General features: G+C 62.6%; 16 protein-coding genes and 1 pseudogene. 10 read left to right on the top strand and 7 right to left on the bottom strand.

The features are described 5' to 3' along the window. The first annotated feature begins 100 nt into the window (after positions 1-100). The 4 genes and pseudogenes from ACERZ8_RS19115 (at position 101) to glmM (ending at position 4,100) form a co-directional block, all read left to right on the top strand. Positions 101-730 carry a cell wall hydrolase gene (locus ACERZ8_RS19115; protein ID WP_407593752.1) on the top strand — a complete coding sequence of 210 codons (630 nt, stop codon included), beginning with the start codon at positions 101-103 and terminating at the stop codon, positions 728-730. Positions 731-838: 108 nt separating this feature from the next. Continuing rightward, positions 839-1,765 carry a dihydroneopterin aldolase gene (locus ACERZ8_RS19110; protein WP_407593751.1) on the top strand — a complete coding sequence of 309 codons (927 nt, stop codon included), beginning with the start codon at positions 839-841 and terminating at the stop codon, positions 1,763-1,765. Positions 1,766-1,767: 2 nt separating this feature from the next. Beyond that, entirely contained in the window at positions 1,768-2,745 is a 978-nt protein-coding gene (gene folP / locus ACERZ8_RS19105; protein WP_407593750.1) for a dihydropteroate synthase, read from the top strand. A gap of 1 nt (position 2,746) precedes the next feature. Beyond that, positions 2,747-4,100 (top strand): annotated as a pseudogene (gene glmM, locus ACERZ8_RS19100) (phosphoglucosamine mutase). Positions 4,101-4,108: 8 nt separating this feature from the next. On the opposite strand, the gene ACERZ8_RS19095 reads toward glmM, so the two are convergent. The 3 genes from ACERZ8_RS19095 to ACERZ8_RS19085 all read right to left on the bottom strand — a co-directional run bounded on the left by ACERZ8_RS19095 (position 4,109) and on the right by ACERZ8_RS19085 (position 5,840). Continuing rightward, positions 4,109-5,032, bottom strand: a complete 924-nt coding sequence (locus ACERZ8_RS19095; protein WP_407593749.1) for a DMT family transporter — start codon at positions 5,030-5,032, stop codon at positions 4,109-4,111. Continuing rightward, the gene (locus tag ACERZ8_RS19090; RefSeq protein ID WP_407593748.1) at positions 5,022-5,369 is read right to left on the bottom strand and encodes an antibiotic biosynthesis monooxygenase family protein; all 348 of its coding nucleotides are present in this window, start codon (positions 5,367-5,369) and stop codon (positions 5,022-5,024) included. The genes ACERZ8_RS19095 and ACERZ8_RS19090 overlap by 11 nt, the downstream gene beginning before the upstream one ends. A 165-nt stretch (positions 5,370-5,534) precedes the next feature. Further along, the gene (locus ACERZ8_RS19085; protein ID WP_407593747.1) at positions 5,535-5,840 is read right to left on the bottom strand and encodes an NIPSNAP family protein; all 306 of its coding nucleotides are present in this window, start codon (positions 5,838-5,840) and stop codon (positions 5,535-5,537) included. A gap of 74 nt (positions 5,841-5,914) precedes the next feature. Here ACERZ8_RS19085 and ACERZ8_RS19080 point away from each other — a divergent pair, with 74 nt between their 5' ends. Continuing rightward, positions 5,915-6,598, top strand: coding sequence for an ArsR/SmtB family transcription factor (locus tag ACERZ8_RS19080; protein WP_407593746.1), 684 nt, complete (start codon positions 5,915-5,917; stop codon positions 6,596-6,598). Between the two features lie 6 nt (positions 6,599-6,604). On the opposite strand, the gene ilvC is transcribed toward ACERZ8_RS19080, so the two are convergent. Next, positions 6,605-7,627 (bottom strand): ketol-acid reductoisomerase, encoded by a 1,023-nt coding sequence (ilvC, locus tag ACERZ8_RS19075; protein ID WP_407593745.1) that lies wholly within the window; start codon positions 7,625-7,627, stop codon positions 6,605-6,607. Between the two features lie 134 nt (positions 7,628-7,761). Between ilvC and ACERZ8_RS19070 the strand changes: the two genes are divergently transcribed. The 4 genes from ACERZ8_RS19070 (at position 7,762) to ACERZ8_RS19055 (ending at position 10,686) form a co-directional block, all read left to right on the top strand. Further along, a complete protein-coding gene (locus ACERZ8_RS19070) occupies positions 7,762-8,217 on the top strand; it encodes an Lrp/AsnC family transcriptional regulator (protein WP_407593744.1) in 456 nt (151 codons plus the stop codon). After that, on the top strand, positions 8,214-8,681 hold the full coding sequence (locus ACERZ8_RS19065) for an Lrp/AsnC family transcriptional regulator (protein WP_407593743.1): 468 nt from the start codon (positions 8,214-8,216) through the stop codon (positions 8,679-8,681). Before ACERZ8_RS19070 ends, ACERZ8_RS19065 begins: the two co-directional genes overlap by 4 nt. A 55-nt stretch (positions 8,682-8,736) precedes the next feature. Further along, positions 8,737-9,474 carry a GGDEF domain-containing protein gene (locus ACERZ8_RS19060; RefSeq protein WP_407593741.1) on the top strand — a complete coding sequence of 246 codons (738 nt, stop codon included), beginning with the start codon at positions 8,737-8,739 and terminating at the stop codon, positions 9,472-9,474. Between the two features lie 84 nt (positions 9,475-9,558). Then, positions 9,559-10,686: an aminotransferase class V-fold PLP-dependent enzyme gene (locus ACERZ8_RS19055; protein WP_407593740.1), complete on the top strand. Its 1,128-nt coding sequence runs from the start codon at positions 9,559-9,561 to the stop codon at positions 10,684-10,686. Here ACERZ8_RS19055 and ACERZ8_RS19050 read toward each other — a convergent pair. Beyond that, positions 10,683-11,894: a UbiH/UbiF family hydroxylase gene (locus tag ACERZ8_RS19050; RefSeq protein ID WP_407593739.1), complete on the bottom strand. Its 1,212-nt coding sequence runs from the start codon at positions 11,892-11,894 to the stop codon at positions 10,683-10,685. The genes ACERZ8_RS19055 and ACERZ8_RS19050 overlap by 4 nt on opposite strands. A 62-nt stretch (positions 11,895-11,956) precedes the next feature. Continuing rightward, positions 11,957-12,604: a pyrimidine 5'-nucleotidase gene (locus tag ACERZ8_RS19045; protein ID WP_407593738.1), complete on the bottom strand. Its 648-nt coding sequence runs from the start codon at positions 12,602-12,604 to the stop codon at positions 11,957-11,959. Positions 12,605-12,712: 108 nt separating this feature from the next. On the opposite strand from ACERZ8_RS19045, the gene ACERZ8_RS19040 reads away from it, so the two are divergent. Continuing rightward, the gene (locus ACERZ8_RS19040; protein WP_407593737.1) at positions 12,713-13,366 is read left to right on the top strand and encodes a GntR family transcriptional regulator; all 654 of its coding nucleotides are present in this window, start codon (positions 12,713-12,715) and stop codon (positions 13,364-13,366) included. Here the strand turns inward: ACERZ8_RS19040 and ACERZ8_RS19035 are convergent. Continuing rightward, positions 13,363-15,252 (bottom strand): glycosyltransferase family 2 protein, encoded by a 1,890-nt coding sequence (locus ACERZ8_RS19035; RefSeq protein WP_407593736.1) that lies wholly within the window; start codon positions 15,250-15,252, stop codon positions 13,363-13,365. The genes ACERZ8_RS19040 and ACERZ8_RS19035 overlap by 4 nt on opposite strands. Between the last annotated feature and the right edge of the window lie 71 nt (positions 15,253-15,323).

The following is a 15,323-nucleotide window of genomic DNA, read 5'->3' as shown; positions in this document are numbered from 1 at the left end:
TCCCGCTGATCTCGTGCCGCAAAACTGGACGATCGATTAATTTTTAGCTAGATGCCCCGATGTTCTTACGATCCTGGGGGTCACTTTTATGCGTTTCATTATGAAATCCGCCATCATGGTGGCGGCAAGCCTCGCTTTGGCGACAAGCCTGTCTGCCGAAGCACCAAGCACCGATGCCAGCAGCGCAGTACGCAAAGCAGAGGCGCGCGGATTGAGTTCCGTACCGATGTCCCGGTTTTCCGGTCTGCTGACCGCGCCCGAAAATGCAACCGAGGTTTCCTTTTCCCGCAGCTGGCTCGACACACAGCCCGCGCCCACGGGCCAGGCCAACTGGGCCTGTCTGACAGAGGCGCTGTATTTCGAGGCGCGCGGTGAAACACTGAAAGGCCAGTTCGCTGTGGCCGAAGTGATCATGAACCGTGTCAAAAGCTCGCGCTTTCCCGACAACATCTGTGCGGTGATCAATCAGGGAACGGGGCGCAAGTACCAGTGCCAGTTCACCTACACCTGCGATGGCAACCCCGACACGATCCGCGAAAAGGCGGCTTACGAAAATGTCGGCAAAGTGGCCCGCGCCGTGATCGATGGACGCGCACCCGCGCTGACGAGCGGTGCCACGCACTATCACACGACTGCGGTGAACCCGAAATGGTCGCGCGTTTACAGCAAAACGGCAGCCATTGGCGTGCATGTCTTTTACCGCCACACCTATCGCACGGCCACGAACTAGCGCGATCTGACGTTTTTCGACGCGGGGGCGGCGTGTTTACCCCTGTCCTGTGGCCGATGTGGGCGCTAGAACGGCGGCTCTGACCCTCGCTGCAAAGGCACCTTTGACATGGCCTCTGATATCCGCCTTGCGTTCTCGCACCCATCCGAACGTTCCGAGGCCACGGCCACAAGTGCGCCGCTTGACCGTATTTCGGTGCGCGATCATGTCGTGGATGTTGAAATCGGCGCGTTCCAGGCCGAACGCGGTGTCACCCAGCGCATCTGCTGCAACGTGGTTGTCGAAGTGCGCCCGCTGACCGGGCCCATCGACGACGATGTCGACCGTATCCTCAGCTACGACAAGGTGACCGAGGCGATTGCCTATGAGTTGTCGGACGAGCGTCTGAACCTGCTTGAGACATTGGCAGAACGCGTGGCGGACCGCATTCTGCTGGAACCGCAGGCCATGCGCGTCTTTGTGCGCATCGAAAAGCTGGATCGCGGCCCCGGTGCTTTGGGCGTTGAAATTGTGCGCAGCCGGGGCACCGTCCGCCCTGTCGAGGCGCTGGCCGAAGAAGACGCGCTGCACCCCGAACTTGTATACCTCTCGAATGCCGCGATTGCGTCGCCCCATCTGGGGGCATGGATCGACCAGCTTGAGGCGATGGGCCGCCCGTTGATTTTTTGCGTCGGCCCGGCAGAGGCAGCCGCCCCGGTGGCCAGCCACCCGCTGGCGCAGCGCCGTATTGATCTGCTTGCCATCGAACAGAACGCGTGGGTGCTGGCCGCGCGCGATGCCCGCTGCAAGGTGGTGGACACGCGCACGGAGCTTGATTGGGCCATGCGCAACGGTCAGATCTGTGTCTGGGCACCGTCCAAGATCGTACTTGATGCCGTTGACGGGCCATCGGCCAAAGGGGCTGACGCTGTCGCTTTGGCTTCGTGGTTTGCGGCCACTTTCGAGGCGCGCGAAATGCTGGTGATCGGTGATACGGCGCCGGAACAGGCATCCGTTGCGCTGCGCGTCATGCCAGCCATACAAGCCACCATCTAGCGATGCGCTATCTGCGACCACTCATGCAGGTGGGTCCGGTGCCAGCGCCCGGGGCCGTGCAGATGGGATGGTGCTGGTTCACCCATGTGGAGGTTTTGTCGCGCACAGCGCCATCCCGCATCATCCCCGCAACCGAGTTGAGCGACGACGAACGCGCGCGTTTCATCAGCCCCGGTGCCGCGCCGCAGATCATGGGTATTCTCAACACCACGCCGGACAGTTTTTCCGACGGCGGGGCCTTTGACACGTTGGACACGGGTGTCGCCCAAGGGCGTGCGCTGGTCGCGGCAGGGGCCGACATTCTCGACATTGGCGGTGAATCCACGCGCCCCGGCGCCACGCTTGTGCCTGCCGACGAAGAGATTGCGCGCACGGCCCCGGTGATCGCCGCACTGCGTGCCGCAGGTGTCGCGACACCGATTTCCATCGACACGCGCAAGGCAGAGGTTGCAAAGGCTGCATTGGAGGCCGGGGCAAGCATGGTGAACGACGTCTCCGGCTTGACCTTCGATCCTGATCTTGCGCCCCTTTGTGCGGCCTGCGGCGTGCCTATATGCGTGATGCACGCACAGGGTGAGCCGCAAACGATGCAGAAAAACCCGATCTACGACAACGTGTTGCTGGATGTTTTTGATGCATTGGCTGAACGTATCGACGCGCTTGTGGCCCTTGGCATCCCGCGCGCGCAGATCACTGCCGATCCCGGCATCGGGTTTGGCAAGACGCAAGCCCATAACCTTGCCATCCTGAACCGGATCAGCCTGTTTCACGGGCTGGGTGTGCCGATCCTTTTGGGTGCATCGCGCAAGCGGTTCATTGGCACCATCGGAAACGCGCCAGAGGCGGCAGACCGCGCACCCGGCTCCATCGCCGTGGCACTGGCCGCCATCGCGCAAGGGGTCGCAATCATCCGCGCCCATGACGTGGCAGACCACGCGCAGGCCATTGCGCTGTGGCGGGCTGCTGTGGCACATCCCTGACATGAGCAAACTTTTCGGAACCGACGGCGTGCGCGGCACGGCCAACACGTCGCCCATGACGGCGGAAACCGCGCTGCGCATCGGCGCTGCGGTGGGGCGGTATTTTCGCCGCGACGGAGATTCTGGTGCACCGCGTGGTGATCGGCAAGGACACCCGCCTGTCGGGCTACATGTTTGAAAATGCGCTGACGGCGGGTTTGACCAGCACAGGCATGAACGTGCTGTTGCTGGGGCCGGTGCCCACACCTGCGGTCGGGCTTTTGACGCGGTCGATGCGCGCGGATCTGGGGGTCATGATCTCGGCCAGCCACAACCACGCCCATGACAACGGAATCAAGTTCTTTGGACCCGATGGATACAAGCTGAGCGATGCTGCTGAGGCAGAGATCGAAGCACTGGTCGCGGGTGGTGTCGAACCGGTGCCCGCATCAGAGATCGGGCGGGCCAAACACGTCTATGACGGGCGATATCGCTACGTGGAGCGTGTGAAATCCTCCTTTCCACGCCAGATGCGTCTGGACGGGTTGAAGGTGGTCCTCGATTGCGCGAACGGGGCCGCCTACCGCGTGGCACCGGAAGCGTTGTGGGAACTGGGAGCGACAGTGATCCCTGTGGGCACCGCACCAAACGGGCACAACATCAATGACGGGTGCGGGTCAATGCACCCCCGGACTGCGGCCGAGGCGGTTGTCGCACATGGCGCGGATGTGGGAATTTGCCTTGATGGTGATGCGGACCGCGTGATCCTGCTGGACGAACATGGCCGCGTTGGGGACGGCGATCAGTTCATGGGGCTGATGGCCGCCCGTTGGGCGTCGGAGGGTCGGCTGAAGGGCGGCGCACTGGTGGCGACAGTCATGTCCAACCTCGGGCTTGAACGGTACTTGCAGGGCAAGGGCGTCGGGTTGGAACGCACATCCGTTGGCGACCGCTATGTGGTGGAACGCATGCGTACAGGTGGGTTCAACCTTGGGGGCGAGCAATCCGGTCACATCGTGATGACGGACTATGCCACGACCGGCGACGGGCTGATGGCCGCCTTGCAATTCCTCGCTGCAATGGTCGAAAGCGGAGCGCCAGCGAGCGAGGTCATGCACGTGTTTGACCCTGTGCCGCAGCTGTTGAAGAACGTGCGCTATGCGGCGGGTCAGGCACCGCTCGACATCGCGTCGGTGCAAAGCGCCATTGCCGAGGCCGAGGCGCGATTGCAGGGCAACGGGCGGTTGCTGATCCGCAAATCGGGGACCGAGCCGCTGATCCGCGTCATGGCCGAAAGCGAGGATGAGGGCATTCTGAACCACAGTGTCGATCAGGTCGTCGCCGCCGTCGAAGAGGCCGTGGGCGCAGCGCCGTAAGGCGGGTTTCAACCCGCCCCTTTGAACAAGCGTTTGAGCGCGCCGTACTGGCTGAGGCCCACGCCAATCAGGATCAGCGTCATGGCGAGCAGCAGGCTGGATGGCAACGGCTCACCCAGAATGAGCGCGCCCATGATTACCGACCACAACGGCACCTGATAGTTCGTGAGTGACATGAACACAGGGCCAGCGCTGCGGATCACCAGCACACGCAGCATGTTGGCCGCCGCCGTCGGGATCAGCCCAAGAAAGGCAATGACCGCAAGGGTTTGCGTATCGGGCAGGGGCGGCAGCCCTTCATTGATCAGGGCCATCGGAACCGTGATGGCTGCTGCGATGATCAGCAGAACCGTGGACAGACCGATCGGGTCGATGGCGGGCAGCCGACGCATCAGGACCGAACTGATCCCGTAACAGCACGCCGCCGAAACACAGGCAATGCGCCCGGCGGTTTCATAGGCCGCACCCGAGCTTTCGAAGGCCTGCGCGCCGATCAGCACGCAGACCCCGACAAAACCGATGCAAAATCCAAGGCTGCGCCGCCATGTCAGCCGCTCGCCGGGCACGAGGAAATGGGCCAATGGCAGTACGATCAGGGCCACGGACGCCATCGACACGCCCGCAAAACCCCCCGTCACGAATTGCTGGCCCCAGGCCAGCAACATGAAAGGGATCGCGGTGCTGAAACCCCCGATGGCGATGATGGCGAGTTTGGCGCTGCGCGGCGGCGGGGCGGAAAACAACGCGCCACCGCGCCACTGCCAGATCGGCACCATGAGGGTCACGGCAAAAACGATGCGAAACGCGGCCAGCCAGAAGGGCGTGATGCCCTCCAGCGCAACTTCGGTCACCAGAAAGGTCGCACCCCAGGTGAGGCCCAGCGTGGCGACCATCAGCCAGCTTACCCACGTGATCTGTGGCCTATCCGTCATGCACGGCCTTGCTGTCTGCCGGGGCCTCATCCCGCGCCGTCATGCCATAATCCCGCATCACACCGGCGACGCGCAGGCGGTAGTCGTCAAAATGGATGTCTCGGCCCGCGCTTTGTGCTGCGCGGTGATCGGGCAGTTTGCGCCAGTGTTCCAGCGCCGCCTCGTTCTCCCAGAAGGACAGGGACAGCAGCTTGCCAGGCTCCATCAGGCTTTCAAACCGCTCGACCGAGATGAAGCCGGGGATGTCGGCGAGGTGGTGTTTGAGGGCTGCGGCACGCTCCATATAGGCGGCGCGGTGGCCGTCCCTGGGCCAGACTTCGAAGATGACGGCGATCATGTTTGCCTTCCTTTGAATTGGGCGTGTCTTGGCGGATCCGGGCGGAGTTGTCCACCGGTGTCCCATGCAGGGACATGCACCGAGACACCAAAAATCAATGGGTTACAGAGGCGAATTTACCATTCGTTAGGACTTGGTGGAGAGCGGGTGGGGTGAAAATCCACCCTAGCGATGCACGGATTTGAGCCATGTGCGGTCCTCTTTGAGGATGAATTTTCGGGACTGGGCAAAGGCGTAATTCTCGCGCCCCAAGGGATCATCGGCCAGGCGCGCCCGGTAGGCCTCGTATGCGGCAAGGTTTTCGATGTGATAGATGCCATAAGCGAGGGTCGAGGACCCTTCGTGCGGTGCAAAATAGCCCACAAGGTCGGCGCCGCAGCGCGGAATGGCCTCGCCCCAGCGCGCGCCATATTCGGCAAAGGCGGCGCGTTGGGTCGGGTCGATCTGGTATTGGATGATGCAGGTCAGCATGTCGGGTCTCCGGTGTTGTGCTGCATCTTTTTTAAACGGTTGAGCGACGCGGATGCTTCGGTTACGGTCGAACTATGAAAGAAGGGCCTGACATCTCGCAGATCGCCGCGCTGATCGGTGATCCGGCACGCGCCAATATCCTGACGGCCCTCATGGACGGGCGAGCGCTGACCGCGTCTGAACTGGCCACCGAGGCGGGCGTGGGCCTGTCCACGGCCAGCGGGCACCTGAGCAAGCTCAGCGATGCAGACCTGATCTGTCCTCGCAAACAGGGGCGGCACAAGTATTTTCAACTGGCCGATGACGATGTGGCAGGCGTGCTTGAGGCGCTGATGGGGCTTGCCGCCCGTCGTGGTGCGACACGCGTGCGTACGGGCCCGCGCGATGCGCAGATGCAGGAAGCACGGGTCTGTTACAACCATCTGGCGGGGCGCATGGGCGTGCAGATGTATCGCAGCATGCTGGGTCGCGGGCTGTTGCGGGAAACGGGTGAGGATGTGGACCTGACGCAAGAAGGTCATGGCTTTGCCAGCGCATTTGGTGTCGATGTGACGGGGTTGCGCCGCGCCCGGGCACCGCTGTGCCGGTCATGCCTGGACTGGAGCGAGCGGCGCAACCATCTGGCGGGCAGCCTTGGGCGCGCCATGCTGAGTGTCATGCAGGAACAAGGCTGGATGTGCCCTGTGCAAAACAGTCGGGCCATGCGCCTGACCGAAAAAGGGAAGGCCGCGTTTGCCGCGACCTTCCCGGATGCGTGATTTCAATCAGTTCTTGGCCTTGTCGACCATCTTGCCTGCGGAAATCCATGGCATCATGGCGCGCAGTTTTTCGCCCGTTTCTTCGATCTGGTGGGCGTCGTTGATGCGGCGTGTGCCTTTGAAGAACGGCTGGCCGACCTGGTTTTCACCCATGAAGTCACGCACGAATTTGCCGGTCTGGATGTCGGTCAGGATGTCCTTCATCCGCGCCTTTGTCTCGTCATAGGGCAACACGCGCGGGCCGGAGACATATTCGCCGTATTCCGCCGTGTTCGAGATCGAGTAGTTCATGTTGGCGATGCCGCCTTCATAGATCAGGTCCACGATCAGCTTCACCTCGTGCAGACATTCGAAATAGGCCATCTCGGGGGCATAGCCCGCCTCGACCAGTGTTTCGAAGCCCATGCGGATCAGCTCGACCAGACCACCACAGAGCACGGCCTGTTCGCCGAAGAGGTCGGTTTCGCATTCTTCGCGGAAGTTGGTTTCGATGATGCCCGAGCGGCCGCCGCCGATGGCGGAGCAGTAGGACAGACCGATTTCGAGCGCACGGCCGCTCGCGTCATTGTCGACTGCCACGAGGCAGGGCACGCCGCCGCCTTTGACATATTCGCCGCGCACGGTGTGGCCGGGGCCTTTGGGCGCCATCATCACAACGTCAACGCCCGCTTTGGGTTCAATCAGGCCGAAATGCACGTTCAGGCCGTGGGCGAAGGCAATCGCAGCCCCCTCGCGGATGTTGTCGTGCACGTATTTCTTGTAGGTTTCGGCCTGCAACTCGTCGGGCATGGTGAACATGATCAGGTCGGCCCATGCTGCGGCTTCGGCGATGCCCATGGTTTTCAGGCCTTCGCCTTCGGCCTTGGCAATCGATGCCGAGCCTTCGCGGAGCGCCACGACGACGTTCTTGGCGCCGGAATCGCGCAGGTTCAGCGCGTGGGCGTGGCCCTGAGAGCCGTAGCCGAGAATGGCCACGTTCATGTCCTTGATCAGGTTAATGTCGCAATCGCGGTCGTAATACACACGCATGATGTTTCCTTTGGCGGTTTGTGTCTGGGGCGCGTTATACGGGCGGGATCACGGGCCGTCAGCGTTGGGTTTTGAGTTTATTTTGCGAGATGAAGGGTAGATCATGCGCATTATTACAGATATGCGGTGAAATCATGCTCGATGACGTGGATCGCCGCATATTGCGCCAATGGCAGGCTGACCCCAGCCTTGCGCCTGCCGAACTGGCAGAGCGCGCACGGGTGAGTGTTGGCCAACTGGCGCGCCGTCAGGCCAAGCTGCGCGACGCGGGTGTGGTCAAGGGTGTGGCCGCTGTGATCGACTGGGCGATGCTGGGCTATGCGGTTGAGGTGTCATTGCGGGTGACATTGGACAAGACGCAAGGCAACGCCTTTGATGATTTCATGACCGAAGCGCGTTTGGTGCCCGAAGTCATCGAAATCCAGACCTTTCTGGGCCGGGTGGATGTCCGCCTGTCCGTGATCGCGCGCGATATGTCTCATTATCAGCATCTCTATCGCAGCCGCATTCTGACCCTGCCGCATATCGCGGACATCGAAGCGCTGATGCATGTGGCGCGCATCAAGAGCGATCTGGCGCTGCCGCTGTGAGTGCGTTGGATGATACCGATTTCGCGATCCTGCGCCTGCTGGCGGAGGATGCCGGGCAGGGCGCCGGAGCCATTGGCCGCGCCTGCGGTCTGTCCCAGCCTGCTGCGTGGCGGCGCATCAAGCGGCTGCGCGATGCAGGAATTGTGGGCGGTCAGCGGCTGGTGCTGGATGCCGAGGCGCTGGGGTTTGGGGTCACTGTGTTTCTGGGTGTGAAGCTGGCCACGAAAGGGCGCGTCAGCCTTGAGGATTTCGAGCGTGCCGTCAGCGCCATCCCCGAAGTGCAGACCGTCGAACATGTGCTGGGTCTTTACGACTATCGCCTGCGTGTCGTGGCGCGCGACCTGCCCGATTTTGAGCGGGTTTTGCGCCGTCGCATCATGACGCTGCCGGGCGCGGGCGAGGTCGAGGCCAACGTGCTTTTGAGCGAAGAGCGCCGACCCGGCCCGCTTGGCGGGCGACATTAACAGTTTGGTGGTATCCTTGCGCTAGATGTGCGCCGGCAAAGCAGGGGAATGCGCCTTGAAAATTGAAAGCAGATTGGATGTTGTGCTGTTTTCGCTGGTGGTGACCGTCATCACGATGGTGTCCGCAGTGGCGCTCAATTACGTCATCTTTCCATCTGTTTACCTGTCGCGCACCGTGCCGGGCACGATCATGATCGTGACCTTGGTGACGATCCCGACCTGCCTGTTTGTGGGCTCGAAAATTCGCGAGAATGTGCGCCTGTCAGTTGAATTGCGCCGTCTGGTTGAGCGTGACAGGCTGACGGACGTGTCTACCCGCGACTTCTTTTTCGCCCGTATGGCGCAAAAACCCGAGGCCTATGGGATGTCGCTGATGGTCGATATCGACTTTTTCAAGCGGGTCAATGACACCTATGGGCACCTCACGGGTGACAAGGTGATCGCGCATGTGGCCACCCTTTTGCAGCGCGCGGTGAGTCCTGAGGATATCGTCTGCCGTTTTGGCGGCGAGGAATTCGTCGTTTTTCTGGCGGATACGGATCACAGTGCGGGGGCGGCGACAGCCGAACGGCTGCGCGCGCTGGTGGCCGACAGCCCCATTGACGAGGCGGGCACGACGCTGCGCGTGACTGTCTCTATTGGCGGATCTTTGAAAGAGGCGGCTGACAATATCGAGACCGCCATCCAGCGTGCGGATGACGCGTTGTATGTTGCCAAGAATGACGGGCGCAATCAGGTGCGGATGCATCCCATCGGAAACCTGCGGTCCGATCCGGCGCGCAAAATTGCCTGAACGCAACAGCTGTATACCCAAGTAAACTTTGCCGTGACCGCCATGCGCCGCTATGTGTGCCGGGAATGAGGAGAGGAGGGGCCAATGCCCGCATTACTTGATACGGTAGATCCGCAGGGGCTCGAAGAGTTCTCGGTCGTGTTCACGGACCGCTCGCTCAACCATATGAGCGCGGCGTTTCAGGGCGTGATGAACGACATCTCGTCCATGCTGAAAGACGTATATTCCGCCGATGCCGTCGTGGTTGTGCCCGGTGGCGGCACCTTCGGGATGGAGGCGGTGGCCCGTCAGTTCGGGCGCGGGGCGGACGTGCTGGTTGTGCGCAATGGCTGGTTTTCCTACCGCTGGTCCCAGATTTTCGAACTGGGCGATTTGACCGCATCGACCCATGTGCTGAAAGCGCGCCAGACCGGCAATGCCAGCCCGTCGCCTTTCGCCCCGGCGGCGATCGAGGAAGTGGTGGACACCATCCGCACGCAAAAACCCGGCGTAGTCTTTGCCCCCCATGTGGAAACCAGCGCGGGTGTGATCCTGCCCGATGACTATGTAGCGGCCATGGCGGCGGCGGCCCACGAGGTCGGGGCGCTCATGGTGCTCGACTGCATCGCGTCGGGCTGTGCCTGGGTCGATATGCGCGCCCTTGGTGTCGATGTCCTGATCTCGGCCCCACAAAAGGGGTGGAGTGCATCGCCCTGTGCGGGGCTCGTGATGTTGTCGGACCGTGCCGTGGCGCGGATGGAGGAGACGACTTCGGACAGCTTTGCCATCGACCTCAAGAAATGGCACCAGATCATGCAGGCCTATGAGAACGGCGGGCATGCCTATCACGCGACGATGCCCACGGATGCGCTGCGCGACTTTCGCGACACGATGCTTGAGACCCAGGATTACGGGTTCGAGCGGCTGAAAGAGGCGCAGTGGAAACTGGGCAGTGCGGTGCGTCAGATGATGGCCGACAAGGGCATCACATCTGTGGCCGCAGATGGGTTTGGCGCGCCGGGCGTTGTCGTCAGCTATACCAGTGACCCGGATGTTCAGACCGGCAAACGCTTTGCCGCTGAGGGCATGCAGATTGCCGCCGGGGTGCCCTTGCAATGCGATGAGCCTGCCGATTTCCGCACGTTCCGCATCGGCCTGTTTGGCCTCGACAAACTTTATGACGTCGACGGTACCGTGGCCCGTCTGGCGCGCGTGGTCGATCAGGTTCTTTAACGCATCCGCCTGGTGCCAAGGCCCAGTTCCATCAGGGTCTTGCGCACCGGCGTGACCTGATGCAGCGCGTTCAGACCCCACGCCCGCGCATCCCGCGCAAAGGGTGATGTGGCCTGACTGGCACGGTTGAGCAGGTCGATCCCCGTGACCCGCATGCGAATATCGCCGTAGCGGGCCTTGTGATAGGCGTCGAGCATCTCGGCGTCGCCCAGCCCGTCGGGTCGTTTTTGGGCCAATCCCAGCAAAGTGTCGGTGTCGGCAAGGCTCATGTTCAAGCCCTGCGCGCCGATGGGCGGCACCACATGCGCGGCCTCCGCGATCAGGGCAAGGCGGGTGGCGGACAGGCGTTCGGCATATTGGCTGATGATCGGCCAGATCGAGCGGCGCGAGGCCAGTGTGAGCGGCCCGAGCACCTGACAACTGCGCGCTGTCATCTCGGCCTCGAAATCGGCCACGTCCGAGCCCATGCGCGCAACACTTGCAGCCCCCTCGTCCATCCACACCACAGCCGAAGAAGGCATCCCATCGTGATCGGGCAGCGGCACAAGGGTGAAAGGCCCGCCGGTCTGGTGCACCTCGGTTGAGACATTTTCATGCGGGATCGGGTGGGTGACGGCAAAGGCCAGCGCCTTTTGCCCGTAGCGTTTCGTCGTCACGTTGATCCCTGCGGCCTGCCGCATGGGCGAGGCGCGTCCGTCGGCGGCGATCACCAGCTTGGCGGAAATCCGACTGCCATCTGTCAGGCCGACGCGGGCCTCGGCCGTGCGCCCCAGCAGGCTGCGTGTGCCGACGCCGGGGCGGAAATCCACCGTGTCCAGGGCATCAAGCCGTGCGACCATCTCGCGCCGCAAACGCCAGTTGGGCAGGTTCCAGCCAAAGGGCAGGTCGGACACGTCGCTGGCGCGAAACGCCTTCACTTCGCGTGCGGACCCGTCCGTGCCGCCAGCATCCACGATCTGCATGACGTCAAGGGCCGTGGCGTGGGGTTCCAGCGCGTCCCACAAGCCGGCCTGTTGCAACAGATCGCGCGCGGGTTGCAGCATGGCGGTGGTGCGCATGTCGGCCCCGTCGGCCTCGCGGTCGGTGACTGGCGGGGCGGGATCGACGCAAATGACGTTGAACCCGGCTGTGCCAAAGGCCGCAGCCGCCGTCAGGCCAGCAATGCCGCCGCCGGAAATCAGGATGTCGCAGTGGGTTATGTTGGTCATGTTCGCCCTCCGTTGGCACAGATGTATGCCATGGGCGCGCGGGGCCAAGGCGGCATCCTGTCCTACCCGACCAAACGCGACAGGAACCGGGCCAGATCGTCGGTGTGGTGGTGAATGTGGTCCTGGGGGATCGGGTCGGGGGCGACATGCACCGTCTTCATCCCCATGGCGTGCGGGGCGGCAAGATTGCGCGGCTCGTCCTCGAACATTGCACCGACCGAAGGGTCCAGTCCATCGCGCGCAAACACCTGATCAAAGGCATCGGGCTCTGGCTTGGGGCGATAGCTTGCGTGTTCGACGCCATAGACTGCGTCAAAGAGGCCCGACAGGCCCCGCGCCGCCAGCACACGTTCGGCATAAGGGGCGGACCCGTTGGTGTAGACGATGCGCCGCCCCGGCAAGGCGCGGATATGGGCGGCAAGCGTGGGGTCGGGGGACAGCCCGTCAAAGGAAATGTCGTGCACGTCCACAAGATAAGGGTCCGGATCAAGGTCGTGTTCGCGCATGAGCCCCGCCAGCGTGGTCCCGTGGGTGCGCCAGTAGTGCACACGCAAGCGGTTTGCCTCGGCCCTGTCCACGCCAAGGGCGTCCATCACATAGGCCACCATCCGCACCTCGATCTGATCAAACAGTCGGGCGGAGGGATGATAGAGCGTGTTGTCGAGGTCAAAGACCCACGCCCGGACATGATCAAAATCAGCGGCTGGCATGGTGCGAGGATTAGGTGGGATCAGACGGGCGTGCAACCGCAATAGGGTTGCACGATGCGCGCGCGGCACCCTAGTGTGAACCAAATCAACGACTTGTCAGGTCTTTTCATGCCCTCTGCGCGCCCGTCCAGCACCGATGCCTATTCCCTGATCCTTGAGGCGATCGATATCGGCACCTATCGCCCCGGCGACCGGTTGGTCGAAAGCGAGTTGGCAGAGCGGTTCGGCGTGTCCCGGACGCCCGTGCGCGAAGCGCTCCAGCGCCTTGAGACGCAGTCGCTTTTGTCGCGTGACGGGCGCAGCCTGATTGTGGCCTCGCTGGATCACAACCAGATGTCCGAGCTTTACGTGGTGCGCCGCGAGTTGGAAGGACTGGCCGCGTCGCTTGCCGCCCGCCACGCCACTGCAGAAGAAGTGCGGATCCTGCGCGAGATGGTCGAGGACGACAACGCCCTGATCGGCGATCCGGCGGCATTGTCACGCGCCAACCGGCGGTTTCACAAACAGATCCATCTGGCCTCGCACAACCGCTATCTGGTGCAGCAGCTTGATCTGGTGCATCGGACCATGGCGCTGATGGCGACGACGTCGCTGGCAGCGGTGGGGCGCACGCAGATTGCCCAGACCGAACATGACAAGATCGTCGCGGCCATCGAGGCTAAGGATGAAGACGCGGCAGGTGCGGCCCTGCGCGAACATATCTCGGTCGCGTTCATGACCCGGCTGAAACAGGATGCAAATGCCCGGCAGGAAGAGGGCTAGGCGTTTTCCACGACCTCATGTTCGCCGTGCCCGTGCTGCGTTTTGTCCCAGTAGAACGGTTTGGTCACCAGCTCGTACAGGGCCTTGTAACTGGCCAGCGACCCAAGCGGGAAGTAAAACACAAGTGTCGGCACCCAGGCCAACAGGTGGCGGTGTTTGCGGTCTGACACGGCGAGCATCCCGATGGTGATGTTGAGTGCTTCGGTGGCGACAAAGAAGACCGCGAGTGGCCAGAACACCGATGGACCCAAAGTGCTCATCACCGGGTGGGGCAGGCCGAATGCAGGCAGCCAAAAGCTCCAGAGCAAGGGCAGAGCAGCGAATTGCGAGACGGTGGCGAGAAACATCGCCTGAATGCCGAGGAACCGCATGAACCCCAAATCGCGCAGCAGCGTACGGGGGCTGCGCATGTGGACGAAATAGGTGATCAGATATCCCTTGATCCAGCGCGAGCGTTGCTTGACCCATGGCCAGGCGCGGCAATTGGCCTCTTCGAACGTGGCGGTCGGGATCAATTCCGTGGTGTATCCACGCCGCGCAAGGCGCAGGCCCAGATCGGCGTCTTCGGTGACATTGTGCGCGTCCCAGCCGCCCAGTTCCTCAAGGATTGCGCGGCGAAAAAACAGCGTCGTGCCCCCAAGCGGCAGCACGAGGCCAAGGCGTTCGACACCCGGCAGCACCAGACGCCACCAGCTTGCATATTCAATGGTGAAACAGCGCGACAGCCAGTTCTGGCGCGGGTTGTAGTAATCAAGGATGCCCTGAAGGCAGGCAACATGGGGTGCGGCATTGGCAAAATGCGTGGCCACTTTTTCAAGCTGGTCCGTTTCGGGCGCGTCTTCGGCGTCCCAGACCCCGATGATGTCACCCTTGCAGAAATCCAGAGCATAGTTGAGGGCGCGCGGCTTGGTCGTAAGGCTACCGTCATCCGGCACCTCGATGACGCGCATCCAACTGGGCAACGCGGTGCGTTGAAGGGTGGCACGGGTCACGGCATCCTTGGCTTCGAGCACCACAACAACGTCCAGCAAGGCCTTGGGGTAGCTCAGTTTTGACAGGCGGCGCACCAGCGCTTCGGCAATCCGTTCTTCGTTGAACAGCGGCACCATCACCGAGATGCGCGGCAATCGTGCGCGCGGCGGGCGGGCCAGCGGTTCGACATGCGCGGGAACGCGGTGGCTGATGCGGGCGACAAGGGCCAGCGCCTTGAGCGTGGTCGTCATGACGAGCGTGAGAACGGCAAATGCGATCAGCAGTGTGAGCGCCCATGTCGGAAAGGCCAGGGCAAGGCCCACGGCACTGAATCCCAGCACGCTGGCCCGCACCCGACCGTTCGCCGCGCCAAGGGCCCAGTTGCGGCAACTGTGTTCCGCCGCCAGTCTGGTGACGGCGTGGCGGGCCAGCTGAACGCCGTAAAGACGGCTGGTTTGCTGAATGATCTGATCCTGATCCGCGATCACCGGCAGCATTTCGGGCCCGCCCAGTGGCAACGCGGCGGCGATGTCGTCCATCTGGTCGGGCCGTGTCGTAGCCAGCAGCAGCGTTTGTCCGATCCACCGCCACGGCACCACGCCAAACCGTTGGCACAGAGTGGCGGGCAGCGCCTTGGCCATCTCCGGATTTGGGGGATCAACGCTCAGGTCAACGCGTTCCGCGTCATATTGGATCGCGAGTGCGGAAAGAACATCGATGCGCGCCACATGCCCTTCGGCGACAAGGATCTCGCCAATCGGCGCGTCGATGCGGCGCTGGACGGCAAGGGCATGCAGCAGGGTCGTCTGGCTGATCAGCCCGTCATTGACCAACTGCCGTCCCACCGGAAGGGCGGGGCGGTCGCGCCGTGCAACAGGGCGCGGCGCGGACAATCGCAGTAAAGGATCACTCATTTTGGGGTCCGAACCTCAGGGGCTGGTCCCAACCTGCGCACGCATGGTTAATGTTGTGTTAAGCCTGTCGC

Origin of the sequence: Tateyamaria armeniaca (assembly GCF_045797845.1) — a bacterium.
Lineage (GTDB): Bacteria > Pseudomonadota > Alphaproteobacteria > Rhodobacterales > Rhodobacteraceae > Tateyamaria > Tateyamaria armeniaca.
This window is presented reverse-complemented; position numbering and strand designations above follow the sequence as displayed.

Bases quoted from the DNA above. Each gene is read 5' to 3' on its own strand.
- ACERZ8_RS19110 (WP_407593751.1), top strand. From the start codon at position 839: ATGGCCTCTGATATCCGCCTTGCGTTCTCGCACCCATCCGAACGTTCC.
- ACERZ8_RS19115 (WP_407593752.1), top strand. From the start codon at position 101: ATGAAATCCGCCATCATGGTGGCGGCAAGCCTCGCTTTGGCGACAAGC.
- ACERZ8_RS19035 (WP_407593736.1), bottom strand. From the start codon at position 15,252: ATGAGTGATCCTTTACTGCGATTGTCCGCGCCGCGCCCTGTTGCACGG.
- ACERZ8_RS19095 (WP_407593749.1), bottom strand. From the start codon at position 5,032: ATGACGGATAGGCCACAGATCACGTGGGTAAGCTGGCTGATGGTCGCC.
- ACERZ8_RS19085 (WP_407593747.1), bottom strand. From the start codon at position 5,840: ATGCTGACCTGCATCATCCAATACCAGATCGACCCGACCCAACGCGCC.
- ACERZ8_RS19070 (WP_407593744.1), top strand. From the start codon at position 7,762: ATGCTCGATGACGTGGATCGCCGCATATTGCGCCAATGGCAGGCTGAC.
- ACERZ8_RS19080 (WP_407593746.1), top strand. From the start codon at position 5,915: ATGAAAGAAGGGCCTGACATCTCGCAGATCGCCGCGCTGATCGGTGAT.
- ACERZ8_RS19045 (WP_407593738.1), bottom strand. From the start codon at position 12,604: ATGCCAGCCGCTGATTTTGATCATGTCCGGGCGTGGGTCTTTGACCTC.
- ACERZ8_RS19090 (WP_407593748.1), bottom strand. From the start codon at position 5,369: ATGATCGCCGTCATCTTCGAAGTCTGGCCCAGGGACGGCCACCGCGCC.
- ACERZ8_RS19055 (WP_407593740.1), top strand. From the start codon at position 9,559: ATGCCCGCATTACTTGATACGGTAGATCCGCAGGGGCTCGAAGAGTTC.
- ACERZ8_RS19050 (WP_407593739.1), bottom strand. From the start codon at position 11,894: ATGACCAACATAACCCACTGCGACATCCTGATTTCCGGCGGCGGCATT.
- ilvC (WP_407593745.1), bottom strand. From the start codon at position 7,627: ATGCGTGTGTATTACGACCGCGATTGCGACATTAACCTGATCAAGGAC.
- folP (WP_407593750.1), top strand. From the start codon at position 1,768: ATGCGCTATCTGCGACCACTCATGCAGGTGGGTCCGGTGCCAGCGCCC.
- ACERZ8_RS19040 (WP_407593737.1), top strand. From the start codon at position 12,713: ATGCCCTCTGCGCGCCCGTCCAGCACCGATGCCTATTCCCTGATCCTT.